General features: G+C 46.2%; 23 protein-coding genes. 9 read left to right on the forward strand and 14 right to left on the reverse strand.

Annotated elements, in window-relative coordinates; genetic code table 11:
- Nucleotides 1-4: 4 nt before the first annotated feature.
- From K1X61_15270 to K1X61_15285, 4 genes are all read right to left on the reverse strand, one after another.
- Entirely contained in the window at nucleotides 5-1,015 is a 1,011-nt protein-coding gene (locus K1X61_15270; GenBank protein MBX7110009.1) for a tetratricopeptide repeat protein, read from the reverse strand.
- Between the two features lie 79 nt (nucleotides 1,016-1,094).
- Nucleotides 1,095-1,388, reverse strand: coding sequence for a hypothetical protein (locus tag K1X61_15275; protein MBX7110010.1), 294 nt, complete (start codon nucleotides 1,386-1,388; stop codon nucleotides 1,095-1,097).
- A 160-nt stretch (nucleotides 1,389-1,548) separates the two neighbouring features.
- Entirely contained in the window at nucleotides 1,549-1,722 is a 174-nt protein-coding gene (locus tag K1X61_15280) for an Arc family DNA binding domain-containing protein (GenBank protein MBX7110011.1), read from the reverse strand.
- Nucleotides 1,723-1,811: 89 nt separating this feature from the next.
- Nucleotides 1,812-2,666 (reverse strand): SPFH domain-containing protein, encoded by an 855-nt coding sequence (locus K1X61_15285; protein ID MBX7110012.1) that lies wholly within the window; start codon nucleotides 2,664-2,666, stop codon nucleotides 1,812-1,814.
- 289 nt (nucleotides 2,667-2,955) lie between these two features.
- On the opposite strand from K1X61_15285, the gene aat reads away from it, so the two are divergent.
- Nucleotides 2,956-3,591, forward strand: a complete 636-nt coding sequence (gene aat, locus K1X61_15290) for a leucyl/phenylalanyl-tRNA--protein transferase (GenBank protein MBX7110013.1) — start codon at nucleotides 2,956-2,958, stop codon at nucleotides 3,589-3,591.
- Here aat and K1X61_15295 read toward each other — a convergent pair.
- Nucleotides 3,588-4,379 (reverse strand): hypothetical protein, encoded by a 792-nt coding sequence (locus K1X61_15295; GenBank protein ID MBX7110014.1) that lies wholly within the window; start codon nucleotides 4,377-4,379, stop codon nucleotides 3,588-3,590. The genes aat and K1X61_15295 overlap by 4 nt on opposite strands.
- A 389-nt stretch (nucleotides 4,380-4,768) precedes the next feature.
- Here K1X61_15295 and K1X61_15300 point away from each other — a divergent pair, with 389 nt between their 5' ends.
- Nucleotides 4,769-7,993 carry a T9SS type A sorting domain-containing protein gene (locus tag K1X61_15300; GenBank protein ID MBX7110015.1) on the forward strand — a complete coding sequence of 1,075 codons (3,225 nt, stop codon included), beginning with the start codon at nucleotides 4,769-4,771 and terminating at the stop codon, nucleotides 7,991-7,993.
- A gap of 150 nt (nucleotides 7,994-8,143) precedes the next feature.
- Here K1X61_15300 and K1X61_15305 read toward each other — a convergent pair whose 3' ends face one another.
- Nucleotides 8,144-8,665, reverse strand: a complete 522-nt coding sequence (locus tag K1X61_15305) for a YdeI/OmpD-associated family protein (protein ID MBX7110016.1) — start codon at nucleotides 8,663-8,665, stop codon at nucleotides 8,144-8,146.
- 129 nt (nucleotides 8,666-8,794) lie between these two features.
- Between K1X61_15305 and K1X61_15310 the strand changes: the two genes are divergently transcribed.
- Nucleotides 8,795-9,448, forward strand: a complete 654-nt coding sequence (locus K1X61_15310) for a hypothetical protein (protein ID MBX7110017.1) — start codon at nucleotides 8,795-8,797, stop codon at nucleotides 9,446-9,448.
- Between the two features lie 62 nt (nucleotides 9,449-9,510).
- On the opposite strand, the gene K1X61_15315 is transcribed toward K1X61_15310, so the two are convergent.
- Both K1X61_15315 and K1X61_15320 read right to left on the reverse strand, forming a co-directional pair.
- Nucleotides 9,511-11,499 (reverse strand): FG-GAP-like repeat-containing protein, encoded by a 1,989-nt coding sequence (locus tag K1X61_15315; GenBank protein ID MBX7110018.1) that lies wholly within the window; start codon nucleotides 11,497-11,499, stop codon nucleotides 9,511-9,513.
- A gap of 224 nt (nucleotides 11,500-11,723) precedes the next feature.
- Nucleotides 11,724-12,539, reverse strand: a complete 816-nt coding sequence (locus tag K1X61_15320) for a class II glutamine amidotransferase (GenBank protein ID MBX7110019.1) — start codon at nucleotides 12,537-12,539, stop codon at nucleotides 11,724-11,726.
- A 199-nt stretch (nucleotides 12,540-12,738) separates the two neighbouring features.
- On the opposite strand from K1X61_15320, the gene K1X61_15325 reads away from it, so the two are divergent.
- From K1X61_15325 to asnA, 3 genes are all read left to right on the forward strand, one after another.
- Nucleotides 12,739-13,461, forward strand: a complete 723-nt coding sequence (locus K1X61_15325; protein ID MBX7110020.1) for a hypothetical protein — start codon at nucleotides 12,739-12,741, stop codon at nucleotides 13,459-13,461.
- 126 nt (nucleotides 13,462-13,587) lie between these two features.
- The gene (gene gltS / locus K1X61_15330; GenBank protein MBX7110021.1) at nucleotides 13,588-14,820 is read left to right on the forward strand and encodes a sodium/glutamate symporter; all 1,233 of its coding nucleotides are present in this window, start codon (nucleotides 13,588-13,590) and stop codon (nucleotides 14,818-14,820) included.
- 169 nt (nucleotides 14,821-14,989) lie between these two features.
- Entirely contained in the window at nucleotides 14,990-16,129 is a 1,140-nt protein-coding gene (gene asnA / locus K1X61_15335; GenBank protein ID MBX7110022.1) for an aspartate--ammonia ligase, read from the forward strand.
- A 171-nt stretch (nucleotides 16,130-16,300) separates the two neighbouring features.
- On the opposite strand, the gene K1X61_15340 is transcribed toward asnA, so the two are convergent.
- From K1X61_15340 to glgA, 5 genes are all read right to left on the reverse strand, one after another.
- Nucleotides 16,301-16,600: a hypothetical protein gene (locus K1X61_15340; GenBank protein MBX7110023.1), complete on the reverse strand. Its 300-nt coding sequence runs from the start codon at nucleotides 16,598-16,600 to the stop codon at nucleotides 16,301-16,303.
- 287 nt (nucleotides 16,601-16,887) lie between these two features.
- Entirely contained in the window at nucleotides 16,888-17,487 is a 600-nt protein-coding gene (locus K1X61_15345; protein ID MBX7110024.1) for a diheme cytochrome c-553, read from the reverse strand.
- Between the two features lie 170 nt (nucleotides 17,488-17,657).
- Nucleotides 17,658-18,587: a patatin-like phospholipase family protein gene (locus K1X61_15350; protein MBX7110025.1), complete on the reverse strand. Its 930-nt coding sequence runs from the start codon at nucleotides 18,585-18,587 to the stop codon at nucleotides 17,658-17,660.
- Nucleotides 18,588-18,599: 12 nt separating this feature from the next.
- Nucleotides 18,600-19,448, reverse strand: a complete 849-nt coding sequence (locus K1X61_15355; protein ID MBX7110026.1) for a hypothetical protein — start codon at nucleotides 19,446-19,448, stop codon at nucleotides 18,600-18,602.
- Nucleotides 19,449-19,656: 208 nt separating this feature from the next.
- Nucleotides 19,657-20,883 carry a glycogen synthase gene (glgA, locus tag K1X61_15360; protein ID MBX7110027.1) on the reverse strand — a complete coding sequence of 409 codons (1,227 nt, stop codon included), beginning with the start codon at nucleotides 20,881-20,883 and terminating at the stop codon, nucleotides 19,657-19,659.
- 260 nt (nucleotides 20,884-21,143) lie between these two features.
- On the opposite strand from glgA, the gene K1X61_15365 reads away from it, so the two are divergent.
- The 3 genes from K1X61_15365 to K1X61_15375 all read left to right on the forward strand — a co-directional run bounded on the left by K1X61_15365 (nucleotide 21,144) and on the right by K1X61_15375 (nucleotide 23,973).
- Nucleotides 21,144-21,596 carry a GNAT family N-acetyltransferase gene (locus K1X61_15365; GenBank protein MBX7110028.1) on the forward strand — a complete coding sequence of 151 codons (453 nt, stop codon included), beginning with the start codon at nucleotides 21,144-21,146 and terminating at the stop codon, nucleotides 21,594-21,596.
- Nucleotides 21,597-21,633: 37 nt separating this feature from the next.
- Nucleotides 21,634-22,716: a T9SS type A sorting domain-containing protein gene (locus tag K1X61_15370; protein MBX7110029.1), complete on the forward strand. Its 1,083-nt coding sequence runs from the start codon at nucleotides 21,634-21,636 to the stop codon at nucleotides 22,714-22,716.
- A 177-nt stretch (nucleotides 22,717-22,893) separates the two neighbouring features.
- Nucleotides 22,894-23,973 (forward strand): DUF1295 domain-containing protein, encoded by a 1,080-nt coding sequence (locus K1X61_15375; GenBank protein MBX7110030.1) that lies wholly within the window; start codon nucleotides 22,894-22,896, stop codon nucleotides 23,971-23,973.
- 2 nt (nucleotides 23,974-23,975) lie between these two features.
- Here the strand turns inward: K1X61_15375 and K1X61_15380 are convergent, their stop codons facing one another.
- Nucleotides 23,976-24,773: an SDR family NAD(P)-dependent oxidoreductase gene (locus K1X61_15380; protein ID MBX7110031.1), complete on the reverse strand. Its 798-nt coding sequence runs from the start codon at nucleotides 24,771-24,773 to the stop codon at nucleotides 23,976-23,978.
- Nucleotides 24,774-25,057: the final 284 nt, after the last annotated feature.

Consider the following 25,057-nt stretch of genomic DNA (forward strand, 5'->3'; position numbering starts at 1 on the left):
CGCCTTACTTGGATGATTGTGTTAACGAATTCAATTCTTTCTGCGCCGGTTCATAACCAGGCCTCAAAGTTAATGACTGCCGGAAATCCGCCATAGCCTGTTCGGTATTTCCTTTTTCCCTGGAGCAAAGTCCGCGATAGTAATACGCTTCCGCATAAGCGGGTTTCACCTTGACGGCAAAATCAAACATGCGGTATGCTTTGTCGATTGAATCCTGCAGGATATAAATATAACCGAGGTTGAAATAAGCGGATTCATATTGAGGGTTAACCCTGATCAGTGACTGGTAAGTTGACTTTGCTTTTTCATTTTCTCCGTGTTCCTGGTAAAACATTCCTTTTGCATAGTAAGCTTCCGCCGTGGTGCTGTCGATGCGTATGGCATTGTCGAAATACTGCGGCGCCGCAGATGATTTTTTCTTGCCGGTGAGCAGGCCAAGTTGCATGAATCCGTCATAAAAATCAGGCTTTACCTGCACCGATCGCTGAAAAGAATTGATCGCACGTGCGGTATCTCCCATTTCTTTAAAATTGAGTCCGCGGATGAACCAGGTTTCAAAGTTGTCTTTGCCGAGTTCCTGAACACGCAGCAACTGTTCCATGGAGGCTTTGTAGTCTTTTTTATAAAAATAGACCTTGCTCAGTTTAATCAGCGCATCGAGGTTGTCCGGGTCGCTGCGGATGACATGTCTAAAAGCATCAATGGCGCCGTCGGCAGAACCGCCTTTAAGGTAGATATCCGCTATCGCGAAAAAATATTTCGCATTGGCAGAGTCGAGGGAAATGGCAGCAGACATGTCGCGGTAAGCAGCGTTGATATTGCCGAGTTGCAAAAAGACATTACTCCTGAGAAAATGCAGTTCGGCATTTTTCGGCTCCGCATTTATCTTAGTGGTGAGGGCCCGTATCTGCGGATCCGTGCTGTCTTTACCGGCAAGGGAATCGATTGTTGCTTTTTGTACGGCATCATTTGTATGCTGACAGGAAACTGCCATCAGCAGAAAAATGAACAGCATTGCCGGCCATCCTGATTTCATATGATTGCAATATTTATGCAGGCGGTAGACTGGTTTGCCGGGTGGGAATCACTATGCATCAGTTAAAAACCATCTTTGGCATCAACCCGAGTGCATTTTCAAAAATGAAAAGCTGATCAATATCGTAAGTATAATAATTGCTGATAGGAAATGATTCAATGATGTTGATTGCTTCCGCCTCATCTTTGGCATTCAGCGTAATCCATCCCTTGGTTCGTTCCATATTCACACCATATGTTTCAATCACCTCTTTGAGCAGTAATTCATTTACTATTTCGCGATGCTCCGGAATCAGCTTCCAGAAGTGTTCATCGAGCTCGAGCAGGTAAAAGGTAATGAGGTATTTGTTCATTCGATGGTGCTTCAGGCAAATATATTCCAGATAATTGTGTTTAGGAAAAATAATAGCGACTTGCAACCGGCAGTGAACAGGTGTTCCCATTATGAAAAATGGTTGACACAGATTCAGTGAAGAGGCGGCGAAATGAAGGGTACACAACAGGAAGGAATCATTATTTCTTTTGTGCTGACTTATTTTTGCTGCGACCGCTATCCGTCAATGATTTCTGCAGCAAATATTCAATCTGTCCATTCACGCTGCGGAATTCATCAGCCGCCCACTTCTCCAGCTCTTTGAGCGTGTCGGGATTGATGCGTAATACAAAAGCTTTTTTGTCAGCAGGCATGATTACATCGTAATTCTGAAATGAAGTTCAGGAAAATATGAACTGCACTCCGTTGGAAATGCAGTTCATAAAAAGTAATTACAGGCAGGTCAAGCGTATAACGTACCCGTATTGAGCACCGGGCTGACATTCTTATCACCACATAACACTACGAGCAGGTTGCTGACCATCGCGGCTTTTCTTTCTTCATCCAGCTGTACGATTTCCTTTTCAGAAAGCCTTGCCAGTGCCATCTCTACCATACCAACAGCACCTTCTACAATCAGCTTGCGGGCGGAAACTACTGCTGAAGCCTGTTGACGCTGCAACATGGCACCGGCAATTTCCGGTGCATAGGCGAGGTGGCTGATACGCGCTTCACTCACGATGATGCCGGCCTGTGATAACCGCTCATTCAATTCATTCACGAGCATCTCATTCACTTTGTCGCCGCCGCCGCGAAGCGTAACTGTGGCATTTTCATCTTCAGCAAAGTCATACGGACAAGTGCCGGCCAGGTGACGTACCGCTGCTTCACTTTGTATGGCAACAAACTGCTCGTAGTTGTTCACTTCATACAGTGCTTTGGCAGTGTCTACCACATTCCATACAATGACGGCCGCTATTTCGATCGGGTTGCCGATTTTATCATTCACCTTCAGCGGCTGACCATTCAGGTTGCGCGCACGGAGTGAAACATGCTGACGGGCGAAAAACGGATTGGCCCACAACAGCCCGTTCTGCTTGGTTGTGCCTGCATACTTCCCAAAAAGTGTGAGCGCTTTCGCATCATTGGGGTTGACAATGAAAATTCCTTTAACAATCAATACAAAAGCAAGGATAAAAGGAATGGCTGCCAAAGGCATTTCATTGATTAGCAGAAAGACCAAAACAGCAAGGCAACCTGCCGCAACGCCAATCATCAGGAATCCTGAACTGGCGGTAAAATTTTTTTCCTGTATCATTTTTTTAGGGTTGATATTAAATTGATATCACAAAGATAGCACATCAAAATGATCTTCTGCAAGTTTTTTCGCAAATATTTTTTTGAGTGGAAGCAGCATCCGTTCCGGAGTACCTTGATTTACCTATTGGAGCATTTCAAAAAGTGGAAAGGGCGTGATACGGATGACGGATTCACTAATCTGCATTGCATCTGCACCATATGCCAAATCGCTGAACGGTGCAGCCGTGCATTATCATTATCTGCATATCAGGGCGAACAGGTAAGTTTGGCCAACCAATAATTTTACGATGCGGTTGCTTACGAAGGAGCTGTGGTTTCCTGATCCGGAGCTCGCGGATACAGATGGCCTGCTTGCTATCGGAGGCGACCTTTCCACCGAAAGGCTGATGCTGGCCTATCGCAGCGGCATCTTTCCCTGGTTTATTCAGGAAGGTATGATCTTTTGGTTTTGCCCGCCGGAACGAATGGTATTATTTCCCGATGAGCTTCATATAAGCAGAAGCATGCAACAGTTAATGCGGTCGGGCAGGTTTCGCACAACAGCAAATCAGGCATTCAACCGCGTTATTCGCTTATGTGCTCAGGTGCATGCACAGCAGCATGCGGGCACATGGATCAATGATGATTTTATCAGGGCATACCAAAAACTTTTTGAAGCGGGTCATGCCACCTCCGTTGAATGCTGGCATCAGCAACAACTGGCGGGAGGTCTATATGGTATCACCATCGGAAGGATATTTTGCGGCGAAAGTATGTTTGCGCTGCAGCCTAACGCATCCAAGACGGCATTGATTGCACTATGCCGGAGCGGAAAGTACAGTATGATTGATTGCCAGGTGGAGACTGCTCACCTGTCCAGCATGGGTGCCAGGAAAATCAGCCGTGCCGAATATTTGAAATTATTACAACAGTCAGGGCATTAAAACCTAAGCGATAAACAAGTAAGACCACCATCCATCTTTTCAAATTCCGACATCTCCAGTTCCAGTGGATGAAAGCCGGCCCGCAGCAATACTGCTTTCACGCGACCAAACCCTGCAGGCATAATCAGGTGCCCGTTTATCATCAGGCAGTTAGCGGCATACAAATCTTTCTCTTCTACCACGATCACATTGAATGCACGGAAGGCTTCCAATGCAGCCATGCCGGCCGAAGCAAGCAGGTAGTTGTTACCTAGGTAATTCACCTCCGTTTTTAAATGCAGGGAATTGGTTACTGGAATCAGCGTGCTGGAATACCCATATTTTTGGAGGAATGCGCTTAGCTGCAATCCACCTTCCTTATTGGTGCGTGCAGTAATGCCGATATAGAAATGACGGTTTACCTGCAGCACATCACCGCCTTCCAAAGTGCCCGGCGGCTGAATGAAATGCAATGTCCTGTGTGGTTGTAAAATCTGTTGCATCGTCAACACCTCTCCTCTTCTTGAAGGGGCGCCCGGATTGGCAATGATGGCAGCTTCGGGAATGATTACGGCAGTATCTTCCACAAAACAACTGTCGGGAAAAGATTCATCGGCATCCAGTACGGTTACCTCCAGCCCGCATTGAATCAATGCCTGGACATATTGCCTGTGCTGTTCGAGTGTAAGTTGAAGATCAGGTGGCCCGAGATGTGCAGACGTAAGTCCATGCACATAATTCTTACAAGGTGTGCGGGTAATGGCATGCTGAAACATAGCAGTAAAGATAAATTGAATTGTGATAGGCAAGGTTGCATTTGCCGGTGCATCGAAACTGCCTGATCTTCGGATAAAATCACTTCAATGGCATTCAGCAATTAATTACCATGGTGCTGAACCGCCGGATGAAAAAAGCAGATATATCATGACCATGCCAATTTCAATAGTACAAGCTTGAATTAGAAAGCTTCCATTGTGAACCTAATAAATCATAGCGGGAACCGCTCACGCGGATATTGCAAAGCCTTCAAACCATACCGGTACTGTTAAAAGCAGCATATTGCTTTATATTTGCCCAATGCTTCAGTGCTATACGAAACATAGCACGCCCGATGGCGTAATGGTTAGCCGGGCTCACAGAAAACGCATAACACGCCTTAATTAGAATCAAACAGAACACACTGTTTAAAATTATCTGCATGTCAAACTTTTTTACCACGGGCATTCTCCGCCTAACCCTGCAACGGATACTGCCAATGAACAACCGCTTTAAGATACTCGCACTCTTTTGTTCGGTTTTGCTGATGGATGAAGGTGCTTTGCTTGCTCAAAATGTTCCGGTTAAGGAATGGGACAGAAGCTTTGGCGGATCCAAGACCGATGAAATGTATGTCATCATACAGACCAATGATGGTGGTTACCTTTTGGGTGGCGATTCTGATTCTCCTGTCAGCGGACAAAAATCACAGGGCAGCCAGGGTTATAGTGATTACTGGATTGTGAAGACAGATGCGCTTGGCAACAAGCAATGGGATAAGCGCTTTGGCGGTAATTCAAAAGAAGAACTCTTCACAGTACTGCAGACGCCCGACAACGGTTACCTGTTAGGCGGATGGTCTATGTCGAATATAAACGGTGATCAGACACAAGCCAGCCGTGGAGGCAGCGATTACTGGATTATCAGGATAGATGAGAATGGCAATAAACTATGGGATAAGCGTTATGGCGGGCCCGGGGACGATGAGTTGCGTTCCATGACAGCCACGGCTGACGGAGGTTACATTTTTGCAGGGGAGTCAACATCAGGGATTGGAGGTGAAAAATCACAGAGCAACCATGGTGAGTTTGATGTGTGGGTGGTGAAAACAGACGTTAACGGCAACCTGCAGTGGGATGATTCTTATGGAGGCCTGCTTGACGACAGGCTGAATGCCATTCAGCAAACCGCTGATGGCGGATACATCATTGGCGCATGGACCATTTCACCGGTTGGCTTTGATGTGACGCAACCCGGCAGAGGATCATCGGACATGTGGCTGATTAAGACAGATGGCAATGGTGTGAAACAGTGGGATGGCCGTTATGGCGGGAATGACAATGAGTATTTATATGCACTCGATCAGACGAATGATGGAGGATTTATCCTGGCAGGATACACTCGTTCCAATGTCAATGGTGAAGTGTCTGTTCCGGGAAAAGGCGGTTTTGATTTCTGGATCGTGAAAACAGACGGTAATGGGATTAAGCTCTGGGATAAACGATATGGCGGACAACTGGACGAAAAAGGAAAGTCCATTTTCCAGACCAGTGACGGCGGATTTATTATGGGAGGATGGTCAGAATCGTTAATCAGCGGCGATAAGTCACAGGATACACGAGGCGCAACCGATTACTGGCTCGTGAGAATGGACGCCGCAGGCAATAAAATCTGGGACATTGACTTTGGTGCTACCAATGAAGAACGATTGCATGATGTGCCGCAAACAAGCGATGGCGGGTTTATTATCGGCGGCCATTCTTATTCAGGAAAGAACGGAGATAAATCGCAAGCCAATAATGGCATTGACGATTACTGGATTGTGAAAGTTTCGGCAGAAGCAAATAATCAGACATTTTATGCAGATGATGATGGCGATGGGTTTGGTGATGCTGCGTCAGACACACTGGCACTGACGGCGCCGCAGGGATATGTGAGTAACAACACCGACTGCAACGATGCCAATGCTGCTATCCGCCCTGATGCCGCAGAAATTTGCAATGCAGGTATTGATGACAACTGCAACGGATTCGCTGATGATGCGGACCCGGCTGTTACAGGACAAACCGCCTACTATACCGACAATGACCTTGATAATTATGGAACCGGCACTGCCTTATTCGCTTGTATTCCACCGGCAGGTACGGCCCTGCAAGACAATGATTGCGATGACAATATTGCCAGCGTTCATCCGGGTGCCGCGGAAATATGTAATGCGGGTATTGATGACAACTGTAATGGATTTGCTGATGATGCGGATCCGGCTGTCACAGGACAAACCTCCTACTATACCGACAATGACCTTGATAGTTACGGAACAGGCGCCGCTTTATTCGCTTGTATTCAACCTGCAGGTACGGCCCTGCAAGACAATGATTGCGATGACAATAATACCAGCATTCATCCGGGTGCCGTGGAAATATGTGATGCCGGCATTGATGATAACTGCAATGGATTAGCAGATGATGCCGACCCGGCTGTTACAGGACAAACCTCCTACTATACCGACAATGACCTTGATAGTTACGGAACAGGCACCGCCTTATTCGCTTGTATTCAACCTGCAGGTACGGCCCTGCAAGACAATGATTGCGATGACAATAATACCAGCATTCATCCGGGTGCCGTGGAAATATGTGATGCCGGCATTGATGATAACTGCAATGGATTAGCAGATGATGCCGACCCTGAAATCATAGGACAGGGCACTTATTTTACGGATAATGATCAAGATACTTATGGAGCCGGCATTGGCATCACAGCATGTTTGCAGCCTGCTTTTACCTCCGTCTCTTCCGGTGATTGCAACGACAACAATGCAGCAGTGAACCCTGGCGTATATGATCAGTGCAATGGCATAGATGATAACTGCAATTTTGTTACGGATGAAAATCCATTGCCAGTACCTGTTGTGACACCGTCGGGAACCGTTGTTGCCTGCACCGGAGAGAATGTAGAGCTTACAACAACTTTTGATCCATCGTTGAGTTATCAATGGTATAAGGCTAATGCATTGCAGAATGGCGCAACAGGCAATACCTATTCAACCACGAAAGCCGGAAATTTTCTCGTGAAAGTGAGTACCGTTGCGGGCTGCACAGCTACTTCAGCAACCACCGTCATCAACCGTATTGATAAGCCGCTTGCAGTAGTCACTCCGCTGGGCAATCTTGATATTTGCGGAACAGGTTCCGTTGACTTGCAGGCCAATCAAGGTGCGTCACTACTTTACCAATGGAAAAAAGGCAGCACGCTGCTTGCCGGCGCCACAAACAGTTTATACACTGCTACCTCCAAGGGTAGTTATCGGGTTGTCGTGACCAATGAAGGAGGGTGTGTAAAAACATCCACCATTACTAAGGTGACCTCTTCCTGCAAAGCATCTTCATTGAATGATCCGATTGAAAATGGAAAGATGTCTGTTTATCCTAACCCTGCCAGCGGCCATGTGATGGTTGATGCGCGGTTTCAACAAATGGCGGAAGAAGAAGCAACAATTGAACTGTCGGATCTGATGGGCCGCATCGTGTACATGGAAAACAGGATAGTGTCAGAAGGCGTGCTTCAGTTTGATCTTGTATTTGATCACAACCTGTTGCCGGGCACCTATCTTGTTAAAGTGCAGTTAGCTGATCAGGTGCTGGTGAAAATGCTGTTGGTGCAATAGTGAAAAGCTTCTCCATAAATCAACCATCCTTTTAACCTAACGCTGCGGAAGTATTGCAGCAACCACGATTGCCTCCTCAGCAGGCAGATGCACAGACAGACGCGACAGAAATAAGTTTTTGTTCACAGTGCCGGATGCAATACCATAGTTTCATGTATGCAATTCATTCCTGTCTTTTTTCAGTGAACGCATCATCTCCGAGAAGCTTTGTTTGCGAACAAATGCGTTTATAGCCTGCGTAATGCGCTTTGCCTGTGTAGATGCCGACTTTGCATCTTCAATCCATTTCGAATAGTACCGGCGGTGCGACGGAGGTAAAGTATTGAAGTAAGCAAGCGCATCCGGCTCATCGGCAAGGCAGCTTAAGAGTGCGGGAGAAAGCTGTAAAGGCTTAGCATCTTCTTCCAGCCGTACCTTCAGTTTTTCACCTTTACGGATGCCGAGTTGCTTGCGCAGCGTACCATTCAGCGGGAGAATAAAGTCGCCATTACCCATTGGCAGCAATGCTTTTTGCCTGATGGTCTGTCCGTTCAGATTTCCTTTTACCCGGAAAGATTTTTTGTTGCCCGGCCTGATCTTTTCTGCAATAGAGGAAGGAATAACGATATAGGTCCAGCCGGTTTTTTCTCCCTGCCGGTCAAACTTCAAGACGGTTGTATTAAATTGAACCATGCGCCGATGAAAGCGTAAATTTTAGCAAATGCAGTGAGTCTCACAAACAAAAGTTGAAACAACCGATACGATAAATTTTTAATTTACACATTAAAAGAATTAATTTGTGATGCATCAATCTTATAAAACATGGCATTGAAAATAATAGGCACCGGCCTCGGCCGCACAGGAACACATTCACTGAAACTGGCACTGGAAGAACTGGGATTCACACAATGTTATCACATGATATCCCTTTTGGAGCATCCTGCCGATATCGTACACTGGGAAGCAGCAATGGCAGGCAAGCCCGTTGACTGGGATACCTTGTTTACAGGATATACGGCAGCCGTTGACATACCAACATTCATTTTTTATAAAGAACTCATGCAAAAATATCCGGATGCGAAGATCATTCACACCACACGCGATGCAGAAAGCTGGTACAAAAGTTTTGGTGCAACAATCATCAGGCAATCGAAGCCTTCCGTAGCAAAAATGCTCAGCATGAGTTTACGCCTGCCATTCTCATCAAAGCTGAGAGGGCAGCTTCGTGTATTTAAGTTTGCCGGTGCATTTTTGAAATCTTTAATGCCGCATGGTTTTGAGGACAAAGAAAAAACCATTGCCACATTTCATGAATGGAACCGGCAGGTGCTGGAGACGGTGCCCAAAGAAAAAATATTAGTGTTTGATGCAAAGCAGGGCTGGGAACCGCTTTGCCGCTTTTTAGAAGTTCCGGTTCCTGCATCTCCTTTTCCTCATTCCAATACCACGGATGAATTCAACAGCAGGGCTTTCTAAGTACACCGCGAATACACTCAGCCCTGCACTTCTATTTGACTTTACGGCCATTTAACTGCTATCTAATCATCTTTCACCATGCGAAGCTGCACCGTTTGATTATTCCTTGTATAACGGACCAGGTAAATGCCGGATAACAAATTTGTTGTGCTGATTTTCGTCATGCCTTCATTGGTTGTACCGCGAAATATTTCCTGGCCGACAATATCATAGATCGTCACAATGCCACCAGCCTTCGTAGCTTGCACCATCAGTTCATGCATGAAAGGATTTGGATATGCAATAATGGCCTGCTCTCCTGAAATTACCTCTACAACCTCCACGGCAGAGTAAGAATACCGGCCATCAAAATCCGTTTGTTTCAGCCGGTAATAATTGAGACCGTCAAGAGGATGATCGTCGGTAAAGGCATAACTAAGTGTTACGCCCGAGACACCGGCACCATTCACCTCGCCAATGCTTTTGAAGACAAAGGCATCCCTGCTTCTTTCTATCGTAAAGAAATCGTTGTTTAACTCTGAAGCCGTACTCCATTGCAACAGCACCTTTTCCGATTGCAGGGATGCTTTAAAGGAATAAAGTTCAATCGGCAAAGTGAGACAGGTATTTCTCAGAATGGAAACCGTACTGCCGCTGTTGGTGACGGCAATGTCAGGGCGCCCATCGCCATCAAAATCATCTATACCCACATCATAGGAAACACCTGACGAAATATCCACTCTTGTGGCAAATGAAATAGCGCCGGTGGTGCTGGTATTTTTAAATACGCTGGTTTTGTTAAGGGTATAATTTCCAACGGCGATATCAGGTTTGCCATCGCCGTCCAGATCACCGAAGGCAACACCGTAGTGTGTCATCGTGCCTGCCATGGTTGCAAAATCCTGTTTGGTGGCGAAAGAGATGGTGCCAGCTACGCTCGTGTTTCTGTAAACGGCCAGTGTGGCAACATCGCGATTCACAACTGCTATATCCGCTTTGTTATCACCATCGAGGTCACCGATATGCACGAAATAGGGAACCGTTCCCGGCGCAAAATCCTGCCTGGTGGCAAAAGAGATCATTCCGGGAGCACTGGTATTTCTGAATACTGACATGGTATTGCTGGTGAAGGCGGTTATCACCACATCCGGTTTACCATCGCCATCAAGGTCGCCTACATCAATTTTATGAGGTTGTGACGTAGTACCAAAACTTACGCCTGTTGCAAAAGAAATATTTCCGGAGCCGGAACTTGTATTTCTTAAAACCCAGAGACAATTGCCCGACCAGTGTACGGACAACAGGTCGGGTTTACCGTCACCATCAATATCAATCACTTTGTTTCCGTTTCCCTGACCGGATGATGCTGTGAAATCCATGCGTGTAGCAAAAGAGATAGTACCGGGAGTAGATGTATTTCTATATACAGAAACAAAAGTGCCACCGCCATTGCCGCCAAGGGCAACATCGGGTTTGCCGTCGCCGTCGAAGTCACCGATAGAAACTTCATTGGGTTGTCCGCCTGATGCCCACGGGAAGGTGACCTTTGCGGCAAAAGAGATAACACCTGACGTGCTCGTGTTTCTTGTTACGGTAAGGTAGTTGTTGAAATAATCCGGAATGATCAGGTCCGGCTTGCCATCGAGATCCATATCACAGATTTCAACATTATGAGAGCCGCCCTGTACACTGACAGCTGCTGCAAAGGTGGAAGCCGTGCTGCACAAAGTTGTTACATTAAAGGGTTTGGCGGAGTATGCGGTTAAGTTGGTACTGAGATTGGTAACAGTGATATACTGATAGTTGACACCATACGGCACCGTTACTGTCAGTGATGTTGCCGTTGCCGCTGATACGGTTGCCATAGCAGCACCAAAGAAAACAATGTTGGCAGTGGTAGTGGTGCTGAACCCTGTGCCCGCGATAGTAACAACCGTTCCTACCGGGCCCGACGTGGGAGTGAAGGAACTTATTGTTTGTGCTTCCGACTTTATAAAACACATAATGACAACCAACAGCAAGGCACAACCCTTCCTGAATATCGTATTGCTCATCACGTTGATATATTCCATTAGAAGCGAAGCGAATTTAAAATGTTGAGCTGCCGGAAATGATGATAAAAATCATGACGTCAAATGATCTTCGCAGGAGAGTATAGTTGTAATCCGTCAATCATTTTGCTGTAACAGACTGATTAAAGAGGCCAGCCAGCTTTAACTTCATGATTGGTGAGAGATTCTTTAACCGGGAAGCGTGCTCTGTCTGCTTTATGGTTCCAATACCGGATGAAGTGGGTTCAGGGATTGAATGTGCCTCTCACAATATCTTCATTGCTGATATGTACCATCGAGTTTTCATCCATGAGATCCCAGATTTCCTGGTAGTTACCGATAGGTTCTGATACGAGGCAGGCCGCAAAGTCGCCGAACCTGCCTTCTACAGCCGGATTCACCTGTGTGAGTTCTTCTACGCTTGGACTGATATATAAAGTGGGGCCTTTCCCGTTGCTGCCATAGCGGAATCCCCAAAGACTTTTCCCGTCGGAAATACCGAGTGTCATCCAAAGCGATTCCTCCACGCCCTGTGCTTTGGCAGTGGACTCCACCACCTTCACCATTTGTGAGACAGCGCCAACGGTATCAGTCTCCAATCCAAAGGTGAGTGCGAGATGAAACATGAGTTCTGAATCGGTGCTGCCCAGGATGTTTTCAAAATATTTCTCATCCACCATTGCCAGTAAAGATTGCCGCACCTTGCCAAATTCTGCTATCTGTCCGTTATGCAGGAACAACCACTGTTTATAGCGGAAGGGATGACAGTTTGTTTCCTGTATGGTGGCGAGTGAAGTAGCGCGTACATGCGCCATGAACAATGGTGATTCAATATGCGCTGCAAGATCCTGCAGGTTAGCATCATTCCATGCCGGGCGAATGCTGCGAAACAGGCCGGGAAAAGGTTGTTTATCATACCAGCCCATACCAAATCCATCACCATTGGTTGGTGTTCGTGGTGCCCTTGCATGCAAGCTTTGATGAATGAGATTGTCCTTAGGTTTAATGATAAGGTCACTCATCAGGATCGGAGCTCCGGTATATGCCAGCCATCTGCACATGATATTGGAAAGTTATGCATTTTTTTGAAGCAGGTAACATAACTAAGCACGGGTCAGTGACAAGTCGCATGCTTACGGTAAGTTGCTGTTGAAGGATCATTGATAAAAAATCCACCAGCACATTCATTTACGCAGCCATTTGTTCAGTCACACTTTTTCCGGAGCAACCAACTGCATAATTTAATCATATTTGCAGGTCATGGCTATTCCAAAAATTATTCATCAGACCTGGAAGACTGATGTGATTCCGAAGCGCTGGCTGAAAATTCAGCAGCAGAACATCGCGCTGTCGCCGGGGTTTGAATACCGGCTGTGGACCGATGAAGCCATCATGGAATTTGTCAGCCATAAGTTTCCCGCTCTCTACCCGTCATTTGCCCGTTATCGTTATAACATTATGCGGGCCGATGTCATACGTTACCTGTTAATGTTTGAAATCGGCGGATTATACCTTGACCTTGACTATGAATTACTTGTTCCTTTTGATGTGGATCAGGCGCCGGTGGTGTTGCCACGGGAAAGAAGTATTGCCTTTGGTGACGGCTATGAAGGAATCGGGAATGCTTTCTTCGCTTCCATACCACGGCATCCATTCTGGCATGATGTGATTGAGGAACTCTTGCAAAATATTCCAAAAGTAAGAGATGAATATGATGTGGCCGAAGCTACAGGACCAGGCCTGCTAACGAGGGTTTATTACGCCGGCCGATATCCTGACATTTATGTGCCCGAAAGAATTATTTATCATCCTCCCAGTCCGCACACGAGGAAAGGCTACCTCGCAATAAAAAAGAACGGGCAGTCACAAGGCATACATCTTGGCTGGGGCAACTGGAAAGAGCGGTTCACACGGAAATACCTGGAAAGGAAATTTTTTAAGCGCCGATGGGAAGCGAAACGCGCGAAGCTTGTTCCGCGTTAATTATCAGCGATTGCATCCTGACACAGCAAGGCAAACGAATGAACGGAGGTGAAAATCAACGGGCAGTACACTTAATGTTTCGTTTTTCAGTGGAACAATTTCGATCTTGCTCCATACAAAAGTAATATGCCAGCATCCGTTGCCGCTATCTCCTCGCTTCAGCTTGATCTCATTCAGACACTGGCCATTGCCAGTATCATGTATTTCATCGGTATGCAACTGAGGAAAAGGATCGGCATACTTGAACAACTCAATATTCCATCTGCCGTCATTGGTGGCCTGCTTTTCGCCGCAATGAACCTCGTGTTGCACGACCGGTATCTTAACCTGAAATTCGACACCTCCATGCAATCACTCTGCATGGTTTTGTTCTTCACCACCATCGGCATCAGTGCCAGTCTTCCATTACTGAAAAAAGGAGGCATACAGGTAGTGCTGTTTCTGCTGATGGCTACTGTTTTTTGTTTCCTGCAGAATTTTGCCGGCATGGGTGTCGCTTCGCTTTTTGGCGTGAATCCATTGCTCGGAGTAATTGCAGGATCCGTTACGCTGGTAGGCGGTCCTGCAACAGGCCTGGCCTTCGCGCCACTATTTGAAAGTGCAGGTGTCACCGGCGCATCAACCATTGCCATTACCGCAGCCACTATAGGTATTGTCTGCGGCGGCATTCTCGGCGGCCCCGCCGGAACCTGGCTGATCACGCATTTTCATCTGCAATCACCGAAGGATATTTCTAACACGGAACTGCAGAAGGAAGTCACAGATGCTCCACATACGGTTACCATTGATACCGAGCGTGAAGATTCGGGATTTGTGCTCACGATCATGATCGCAGCGTTTGCCATGGGACTTGGCAGCATTGTGAGTTATTATTTTCAATCCATCGGATGGACCTTGCCGGCTTATATTGGTGCAATGATCATTGGTGCGCTGCTTCGTAATATGGACGACAACACAAGATGGTTCAGAATCAGTCAGCCTATCATGGATTTTGTGGGAGGGATTGCATTGAATATTTTTCTCATTGTTGCCCTCATGGATCTTAAGCTCTGGGAACTTGTGCATCTTGCTATTCCGCTTGCTGCCATACTTTTTACGCAAGTGATACTCGTTGTGCTTTTTGCCTTGATGATCTCTTATCGTTTAATGGGAAAGGACTATCAGTCGGCCGTTATGGCCAGCGGCTTCATTGGTTTCGTGCTCGGCACAACAGCCAATGCGGTGGCTAATATGAGAACACTTGTACATAAATATGGCCCTGCGCCGAGAGCATTTCTTATCGTTCCCATGGTGGGCGCATTTTTTATTGATTTCACGAATGCCATCATCATTACCTTCTTTTTGAACTGGATGCCATAATGAACAATAGGTGGTGTTTATATCACTTTGAGCTTTCACCTGGAATAAGCTGCAATCCATTATCACCTCGATGGCATGACGCAAATCAAAACTGTTACTGATATAAGTCATTTTCCCCGCGCCATTTGCTGAATAGCTTTGCCGCAACTTTTTCCTTAAAACAGACAACATGAATACCGTAGAACTAAAAAGGGCTGACCTTGCGGGGCCCGGCATCGGTTCCTATGAAGAAATCGAAAGCATATTGCCCGCAAACTATACTTCGCTCCTCAACAAAAAGGACACTCAGAAGGCGATTTATGAAGTGAAGCATTTCATCGCCTCCGGTTTGTGTAAAGAACTAAACCTGATGATGGTGGAAGTCCCGCTGATTGTAAGCAGGGAGAGCGGCGTGAATGACATGCTGGACCGTGACGGATCACGGACGCCTGTATCCTTTCATATCAAAAACGATAATGATAAGCATCCGGTTGATGCACAAGTGGTACAGGCAGCCACCAAATGGAAAAGAGTGGCGCTTAAACAATTCGGGATGAAGCCAGGGGAAGGCATCTGCACCGATATGCGTGCAGTGAGAAAGGATTATTTCCTTGATCATGATCACAGCGCTTATGTTGATCAGTGGGACTGGGAACGTACGATCACCGCCGGCGAAAGGAACCTTGATTTTTTGAAGATGGTGGTGCGTAAAATCTGGAAGGTTATAACGGATGCAGAATTGTTTGCACAGGATTTATTCCCCGCACTGAAGAATCCGAAGTATCCCAACCTGCCGAAAGAAATAGCGTTTATGCATGCAGAGGAGCTTCTGGAGCGGTATCCTGAGCTGCCCCGGAAACAAAGGGAAACCGCTATTTTGCAGGAATATCCTGCCCTGTTCATTGTCGGTATAGGTTGGCCGCTTGCAGATGGCTATCCGCATGAAATGAGAGCAGCGGATTATGATGATTGGGTAACTCCAACAGTAACCGGCAATGGTAAACCGGCTCATGGTATCAATGGCGATATCCTGGTCTGGAATGGTCTCACACAAAGAAGGCATGAACTTTCATCGATGGGCATCAGGGTGAATGCGGAAACATTACGTCAGCAGCTAACGATGTCAGATCAGCTGAATCTGCTTTCAACTCCATATCACAGCGGCATCATCAACAATGATCTTCCTTTGAGTATTGGCGGTGGTATTGGTCAGTCAAGAACCATAATGTACTTGCTGCGCAAAGCACATCTTGGCGAAGTCAGTGTTACGGTATGGCCTGATAAGCTGAAAGAAATCTGTGCAGCTAAAAACATATTTGTGCTAGAGTAACACGTGGATGGTGAGAAGGCGCAAGAATTATTATGGAACCAATTTGCGCTTAGTGGAGATGAAGCGGTAATATCCTGATACAAGTTTTGGGTGACGGGTTGTTCCGTGAGGGCTTTTTTATGAAGTTGTGTTGTTAAGCGTCTTACAGCCAGACACAAATGCTTTCTGAGCTTATTTAATAAAATTAAAAGCTATCAGCACAATAATCAGCAGTATGCCGATCAGCGCTGCGGCAAAGAGATAGTCGGCTATATTTTCTGCCAGCATACTTCTTTTTGTGTTTGATGTTTTTATTGAAAAAAAAGAAAACAGGCAAGAGATAATGAGGAACAAAGCAGCCACGGAGGTCAGTTCATCAATAATGCTGGTTTCCGAATAGTCCGACACGCGGACAGAAGTGATGACGAAGAGGCAAAAGCCGAGCAGGTTGGCAGAAGTATTAAGAATATGCTGTGATGTTTTGTTGGACATCATTCAAAATTTGTTTCGTCCTGAAAAAAGGTAACGTTTTAGGGGCTAATCCTGGTATTCATTTACATTGACAATCTTGGTTGTGATATTTGTTTTCACTTGATTTTTTGGAGCAAATATTTTACCACAAAGAACACACGGTGATATTGATTTTATACTTCGTTTTCAATCATAGTATTTCATAGTGTTCTCGGGGAGTGCCTTTGTGCTCTACGTGGTTACTAAAGGGTTACCACTAAGAGCACGAAGGGTTGCACAAAGGTCACAAAGCAATACTCATTTGATAACTACATTTTCAATACATCAGGCGGCGCCACAGGTGGCGGAACGGCATTCTTAACTACAGGTAAACTCCGCAGGTAGGCAAATACGGATTTCAGATCCTCATCCGTCATCTGCCCTATAAATGGCCATGGCATGGGTGGCAATAGTGCTCTTCCGCCCGGTAATCCCATATGATGACCGGTGCGAAGCGTGCCGATAAACATTTCATCTGTCCAGGCACCTATACCGGTAGTTGAATCCGCCGTTAGATTAGCGGTGTAAGAAATTCCCCAGGGTCCAACCCAGGCTGTCAGGTCAGGACTTGCCAATGCCCAATATCCCGGATGCAAAGCATTGGTATCCATTTTCGGCATAGGGCTGTCAGCGGGATGGCCAGACATCAGCCGGGTAGTATCTGTAAGCGGTCCGGTTGGCGTAAAGATTTTAGGCGTGTGGCAATCATTGCAGGATGCAACGGTTACCAGGTATCTCCCACGGGCAATCATTTGCTCCTGGGTCAGGGGTTTGTCGGCCACTTCATTGCTGCACCTTGTCTGCAGGAAAAGGATACTGAGCAGCAGGCAACCTGCAAAGACCGGTAGTAGTGCGCGTTGGTTTTTCATGGGTGGAGTTTTAGTATTGGAGAGAAATGGGTGGCTATAGAAAACAAAGCAAGAAAAGGTAGATATTTTTTTATTATTAAGTATGCTTTGGCGGAAAAAGTAGTCAGCTATAATAATACAGATCATAATGCCTCTTTATATAGGAGGCACACTTATTCCTGTAATTGGAATCATAGATTCAGGTTACCACCGGTTTGCAAAGCGGCCTGCGCAGCTTTCACACCAAGGCTTTTCCATATGGTCATCTGCAGCTTGCTGAAGTTAAGGCCGGTCGGATGTTCAGGATCAAGATCATGTTCAGGTTCAATTCTGAAAATCCTGCATGTCGGATGATCCGCACGGTATTGCTTTAATACAGCCATATCATTCTCCCTTACATCCTGTATGAATATCGCGATAGCTCTCAAAATTATTTGCATGACACTTGTGTATAGCGGATTGTGCGGGAACAGCACCGGTGGATTGTTACTGAGTACATAGATTTCCTCAGGATGCAGTGTGGTTGCGATACGCGTGGGAATCACTTCGCGGTTACCGCCGTCAACAAACTGCTCCAGTATTTTTGATCCATCGGCAGCTATGCCTGTTTGTATCGTAACCGGCTTTAAAAAACCGGCCTGGCTGCTGCTGGCCATAGCGGCATCAATTAACTGGCTGCGCGTGTTAATTACCTTCACATCGTAATACGGTCCGGAAGGGATGTTTTTAGTACAGAACACCGTCACTTTTCCTGATTGAAGGCTGATGGCAGTTAAACAGAGTATGGTATTTGATGACTTGATACGATCGAACATGGAATCCGACAAATTCTTATCAATCGTTTTCAGCAGCGGATCGGTATCATAAATATAAGGACGGTCGTTCAGAATATTGTCAACGATGTTCTGCTTCTTCAGAATATCATCGTTCTCCACCTGCTGATAAATATTTTCCATCAGTGTGAATTCACGGCATGCCGTTAAAATCGCAATCAATGAGCCGGTGCTTGTGCCGCTGATAATATCAAACTGATCAATATTATTGGCAACCAGGCATTTTAATGCTCCGATCGTGAATGCGCCCTTGGCGCCACCGCCACTTGTGATTAAGGCTCTTCTCATGCTATCGCAGAATTAGTTCTTTTTTCTTACGGGAATATGGTATCCGATACCAAGCAACAGGAGGAAATCATCATTGGAAAATTCATAACCGCCGTTGAGCTGCAAAGCAAATTTTGAAATATCGGCACCTAACCCGATGCCGGCAATTTGCAGATTGTCGTTCAGGTTTGCCTCCGTGATCAATTTGACACAGCCGATGCTCGTCAGCTCTCCGCCGATGTCAAACAGGCGCCATTCCATTCTCGGATTCACCAGCAGGTTAACCGTTTGCCCGCTGTAAAAAACGGAAGGCCCGATCATGGCACGCACGCTTCCTCCGGCCTCTTCCCCCTTCTTGGTAAACGTGTATGAAAGCAATGCACCACCGGTGAGAGCATACCCTTCTTCCTTGCCGAACAGATTGATCGCACCCTGATTCACATGAATAAAGATGCCAAAGCCCCTGACAAACTCCGGTGATTTAAACGAAGACGCATATCGGGTTCCCATGAGGTACGACAGCCAATAGGTTGCATCAATATTATCAGCCGGCATTTTTTCCAGCATGCAATCAAGCCGTGAATTATCATCAGCCGACCAGTCGTGTATGGCGCTGACCTGCTGCATCATCTTTTTATATCCGGCGGCATTTGCATGGCTGACAGAATCCATTGCGCGCTGACGCACCTGGTCATCATCGGAATACTTGCCCATCATTTTTACTTCCGTAATAAATTTATCGGCATAGGTGGCTGCAAGCTGAGTACACGCCGGATCCTGGCAGCAGGCAGTGTTTTGTGCTGTAAGCGGATCAGCTGTAAATAACAGCACGATGATAAAGAGGAAAAAATGAAATACGAGTTTCAGCCACTTGTCTTTCATTATAGTGCGGATTATAGAATAAAGATATAAATTAATACAGGATAGTTTGCCGGCTGATGCAGCAACTGCAAGCGGAAGGTTACTTAGAAAGATGATGCAGGAACCGCGCCTTGCAGTTAAAATTGATAGCTGGTATCACTATGGAAATAGCAGATGCAACAGCGAATTTAAGACCGCTTCATCATTGAGACTGATGAACATACCACCTTCATGCTTTCTCTTCTTTGAAGCCATCGATCACATCTTCATAATATTTGTAGGTAGTGCGGGCAATGGACTCCCAGCTGAATTTTTCCAAAACCCGTTCACGGCCGGCTCTGCCCATGCCATTGGCCAGCACTTCATCTTCCAGCAGTATATTGACTTTTTCTGCGAACTCTCTTTGAAATGTTTTTGGATTGGAAGGATAAAAATCTGTGCGGCTCACGCCTTCCAGCGGCACGAGGAAGCCGGTGATGCCATCAACAATTATTTCCGGAATGCCGCCGACCTTTGAACCCACCACGGCAGTCTGGCAGGCCATCGCCTCCAGGTTAATGATACCAAATGGTTCATATAAAGAAGGACAGGCGAAGACCCGTGCGTGGCTGTATAGCACTCTTACCTTTTCACGCGGAAGCATTTCAGAAATTAATATCACCCCTTCCCTGTCTGCACGCAATCCGGCCATCAGCTCTTCGGTTTCTTCCGCGATCTCTTTGGTATCAGGAGCGCCGGCACAAAACACTACCTGGCAATTTCGGTTGAAATGCCGAGCAGCACCAATGAGTTGCGAGATGCCTTTTTGCCGCGTGATACGGCCCACAAACAAGACGAAGGGCACCTTGGGATCTATGCCATATTCTTCCAGCACTTCAGCATCCATCGTGGGCTGATAGAATTCAGGATCTATGCCATTGTGTATGACTTTTACTTTGCGTTCTTCCACTTCATACGCTTCAATCACATCCCTGCGCATCTGCTCGCTCACGGCAATAATGCCATCGGCAGTCTGATAGGCATGCCGTTCAATCCATCTCGACAAGAAATAGCCATTTCCCAATTGTTCCACTTTCCAGGGGCGATGAGTTTCCAGGCTGTGGGTGGTGAGGATGAGCGGCGCCTGTAACATTTCGCGCGCAAATATTCCGGCAAGATGGGTGTACCAGGTGTGACAGTGTATGATATCAGCATCCGGTGTTGAGCGTGCCATTTCCACATCGCGGTACATGTTTGCGAACATCTTATCGCGCGCATTGTCTTTCATCTCCGGCATCACCAGCGTATTGTTGACCCCGCGCACATTCATGCCGCGGCTATCTTCAGACTGATCGCCGTAGCATCGTACTTCCACTTTTGCCATCTTCGCGAGTTCATGCGTGAGAAAGTCAACGTGGACGCCGGCACCCCCATAGATATTGGGCGGAAATTCATTGGTGAACATTGCAATTTTCATACAGGCTGGAATTTAACAGTTACAGGGGCTTGGTGAAGAAAAAAGAAACGACCTTTTAATAATGCAGTCTAAAGGTAAAATATCCGCAGTAACAAAAAATCAGCAAATTGTGGCCGGTTGGAAAATTCCGGAGCGGAATGCTTCGCATGGAATGACTGATGCCGCTTCAGCCTGTTTTTTATTACTCGGAAATTAGGCGTGCCGGCAATGGCCCGCTGCAAAGAAGTCCACTTTATATCCGATCATTAAAGCTGCTGTTCATGCAAATCAGGGAAGCAACGATCAAAGACATCCGTGCGATACAGTACATCAGAAATGCGGTGCGTGAAAACAGGCTCTCCGATCCGGCGCTGGTTACCGATAAAGATTGTGAGGTATTTATTACGCAAAGAGGCAAGGGCTGGGTTTGCGAAGTGGCTGGTGAAATGGCAGGATTTGCCATTGCTGACCTGAAGGAAAATAATATCTGGGCATTGTTCGTGCTGCCTGCATTTGAGAAGCAAGGTATTGGCCGGCAATTGCATGACACGATGCTTCATTGGTATTTTAGCCAGACCACTCAAACAGTGTGGTTAGGAACAGCATCCGGCACAAGGGCGGAACGGTTTTACCGGCAGGCAGGCTGGCAGGAAACCGGCATGCATGGAAAAGTTGAAATTAAATTTGAGTTGACCTATATAAACTGGAAGCTATTCAACGAAAAAAAAGGATAGCCGGAATGCAAGCGCCGGTCAGATACTTCCGCCGGATATGACAGCAGCATCCTGCATTGCGACCTGCAACATAGATAATGCTGAAGCTGATATTCCCTTTTCCAACACATTTCTCCCCTGGATTACACTTTCCATCCTGACATTGCTCATTGTATTCGTGCTGCTGATGTTTCAATTTTACGGAAAGATAGATTTTTTACTGATGCGGGCGATGACAGCCTGCACTAAATGCAGCGTTATGAAAAAGATACTCTTCCTGCTGTGTGCATTGACAACATTTAATTGCATAGCGCAAATTCCGAACAACGGATTTGAAACCTGGATTACGGCGGGTAACTGTATGAAACCTTCCGGATGGTATGGCACCAATGATTTTTCTGATACGAGTGGCGCATCTTTTGGTGTCATAAGGTCTGCGGATCACTACCCTGCTGCGGTCGGCAACTATTCCATCAGCATTCAGAATAATGTTTCATTGCTGCCGGACTGGAGTGCACTTGGAATTATCTGGACGGGCGGTCTTGCCGGCACCGATAATCCGGCATTCCCCGTTACCGGTCATCCCACGAGTTTTTGCGGATACTTCAAGTTTTTCCCGCAGAATAATGATACGATGAGGATCTTCCTGGCATTGTATGATAATGGTAATGAGGTTTCACAAATAAGTCTTGAAACAAATGAAGAGTGTTGGGAATGGACTTCATTTTGTCTTTCCATTCCCGGCTATGAAACTGCAGACAGCGGGAGAATTATGATGGCGGCATTTTATCCGGAGAATAACCTCATGCCACATGGTAATTCAATGCTCTATGTAGATAATCTCAGTTTCGACGGACTCATAACATCAGCGCAAAGCATTGCAAATGATGCGGACCGGTTCACCGTTTTCCCCAATCCTGCAACAAGCGTTCTCCACATCAATATGCCGTTCGCCAGCAAAGAATCTCTCGAACTGAAAATTTATGACATCAACGGCAGACTCATTTACAACAGCGAGATTGCACCGGGTTCATCTGCAGCAGTCGTCCCGCTTGCGGCTTTTGCCGAAGGCGCTTATTTCATCCGTATCACCGCCGGCAATGAACCTGTTTTCGAACAACAGTTTATGTGCATCAGGTAACAGACCGCAGAAGTTTTTGCGGTTAAGCAACAGCTGACGAATGTGTTATATTCACTAATTCAGGTTCAGCATATTGTTCTTGTTGGGATGACGTCTTTTCAATATTTTTTTCCTTTGTTTATTTTTAGAAAAAAATAGCAACGCTATTGCTATCTATAATGCTTCAATCCAATCAACGTGGAAAAAATATTGTATTTCCTGTCGCCGGTTTTTATTTACCTGTTCATCTCGGTTTTACACTATGTATTCCCTGCCCGAAGAGTGATTGGTTATGTCAGCCACTTCAGCACCGGTGAAAAACTGAGATACCGGCTGAATGGCCCGCTTGTGTTGCTGGTAGTTGTGGCAACCTGGTTTATGCTGGGCTATGCCGGCATTCTGCCATGGAACTGGTTGTATCTCTACAGATGGTATGCACTTGCCGGTGCATTTTGCATTGGAATAATATTCACATTGCTGATTGTGTTGCCTTATCGGAAGGTGAAAAAATCACTGGCGGCCGATTTATTTTTTGGAAGGCTTGACAACCCTCAAATTGCAGGCGGGCGCATTGATCTGAAGATGTGGCTCTATCTCACCGGCGCGGTGATGCTGGAGTTGAATGTTCTGAGTTTCATTGCACAACACTGGATGATGTACAGGGCGGAAGCATCTCCGGGAATTTTTCTTTCCGGTGCGCTGCTCACTTTTTTTGTGATTGATTATCTCATCTTTGAAGAGGTGCACCTGTACACCTATGATTTTTTTGCGGAGAAAGTAGGTTTCAAATTAGGATGGGGTTGCCTGGTATTCTATCCGTTTTTCTATGCGATCGCACAATGGTCAACGGCTGATTTGCCTGCTCAGCACACGCCTGTATGGTTATTGATTTTGTATGCCCTGCTCTTCTTGGCCGGCTGGATACTGTCACGAGGTGCCAACCTCCAGAAATACTATTTCAAAAAAAATCCGGATAAATCATTTTTAGGAATTAAACCGGAAACAATCACAGATGGAAATAAGATTTTGCTGGTAAATGGATTCTGGGGATGGAGCCGGCATATCAATTACCTGGGTGAAATACTGATGGCTGCCGGAATGATACTGTGTGTAGGCCATCCCATGATGATCTGGCCGTGGCTGTACCCATTGTATTATGTGGCGCTCCTGTTACCGCGGCAACTGGATGATGATAAACGGTGTGCATTGAAATATGGCAACCTGTGGAAGATATACAGGGAAAAAGTTCCTTACCGGATCATTCCATATATCTACTGAGATTAAAGCCGGTACATTTTTTTAGTGGTGTCACCCATAATATTAATGGCCATTTTTCCCGGCAATATCCGCTGCATGATGAACGATGCCATCTTGTTAGCGCCACCGGTAACGAACGATGGTTGCTTACCCAGTTTTTCAAAACATTCCTGCACCACCGCTTCAGGCGTTTGCACTTTAGGTGCGAAGAAGTTTGTTTTTCCCGGATGGGTATTGATAAAATTTGGGGAGGAAGTGGCGCCGGCACAACATGCCATGATATCCACGCCACGGTTCTTCCATTCGTACCACAGGCTTTCAGCAAACACACGGGTAAATGCTTTGGTGGCAGCATATATGGCTAAATAACCACTGCCCTGAAATCCGGCAAGCGATGACATTAATATCACGGCACCTTTTCCATCTTGCAGCATCCGCTCCCCGAAAAGATGAACCATGTTCATGGCCGTCAGCACATTGGTGGCAAGCATTTCATGATTATGCGCCGCACTGTTCTTTTCAAAAGAGCCTATGTAGGAAAGTCCGGCATTATATACGAGCAGGTTAATTGATGCCCCGTTCAATGCTGCGATTATCTGTTGTGTGGCCGTTGGGTCCGCTAAATCACAGTTGATGCAGGTGACGCTGATGGAATACTCTTTCATCAGTGCTTGCGCCAATAGCTGCAATGGCGCCTGCCGTCGCGCTATAAGTACAAGGTCCATGCCCTGAGCGGCAAGATAAGTACTGTAAGCGGCACCAATGCCTTCAGAAGCTCCTGCAACAAGCGCTGTATTTCCGTATTTTAATTTCAGGTTCATGATGTTCTTATAGTTTGTTTGTTGCAGCAGTTGTAAAGCCGCTCAATGATTTTTCAACACAGATAATTCATCGCACATTTTCAAATGAAAAACAAAGGTTCAAATGAGCTGATGCAATTGACCATCTGCCCGATGGTATTAATAATGAAAAGGATTAAACCCGGATTTAGCAGTTGAAAACTAAGGTTAAAGATATATACGGGCATATTAAAGAAATAATGACCTTAGATGGAGTAAGCAAATCTTACTGTAAGAGCCATGTCATTAACAGTAGAATTCAGTGA

The organism is Chitinophagales bacterium (assembly GCA_019694975.1).
Taxonomy (GTDB): Bacteria; Bacteroidota; Bacteroidia; order Chitinophagales; family UBA10324; genus JACCZZ01.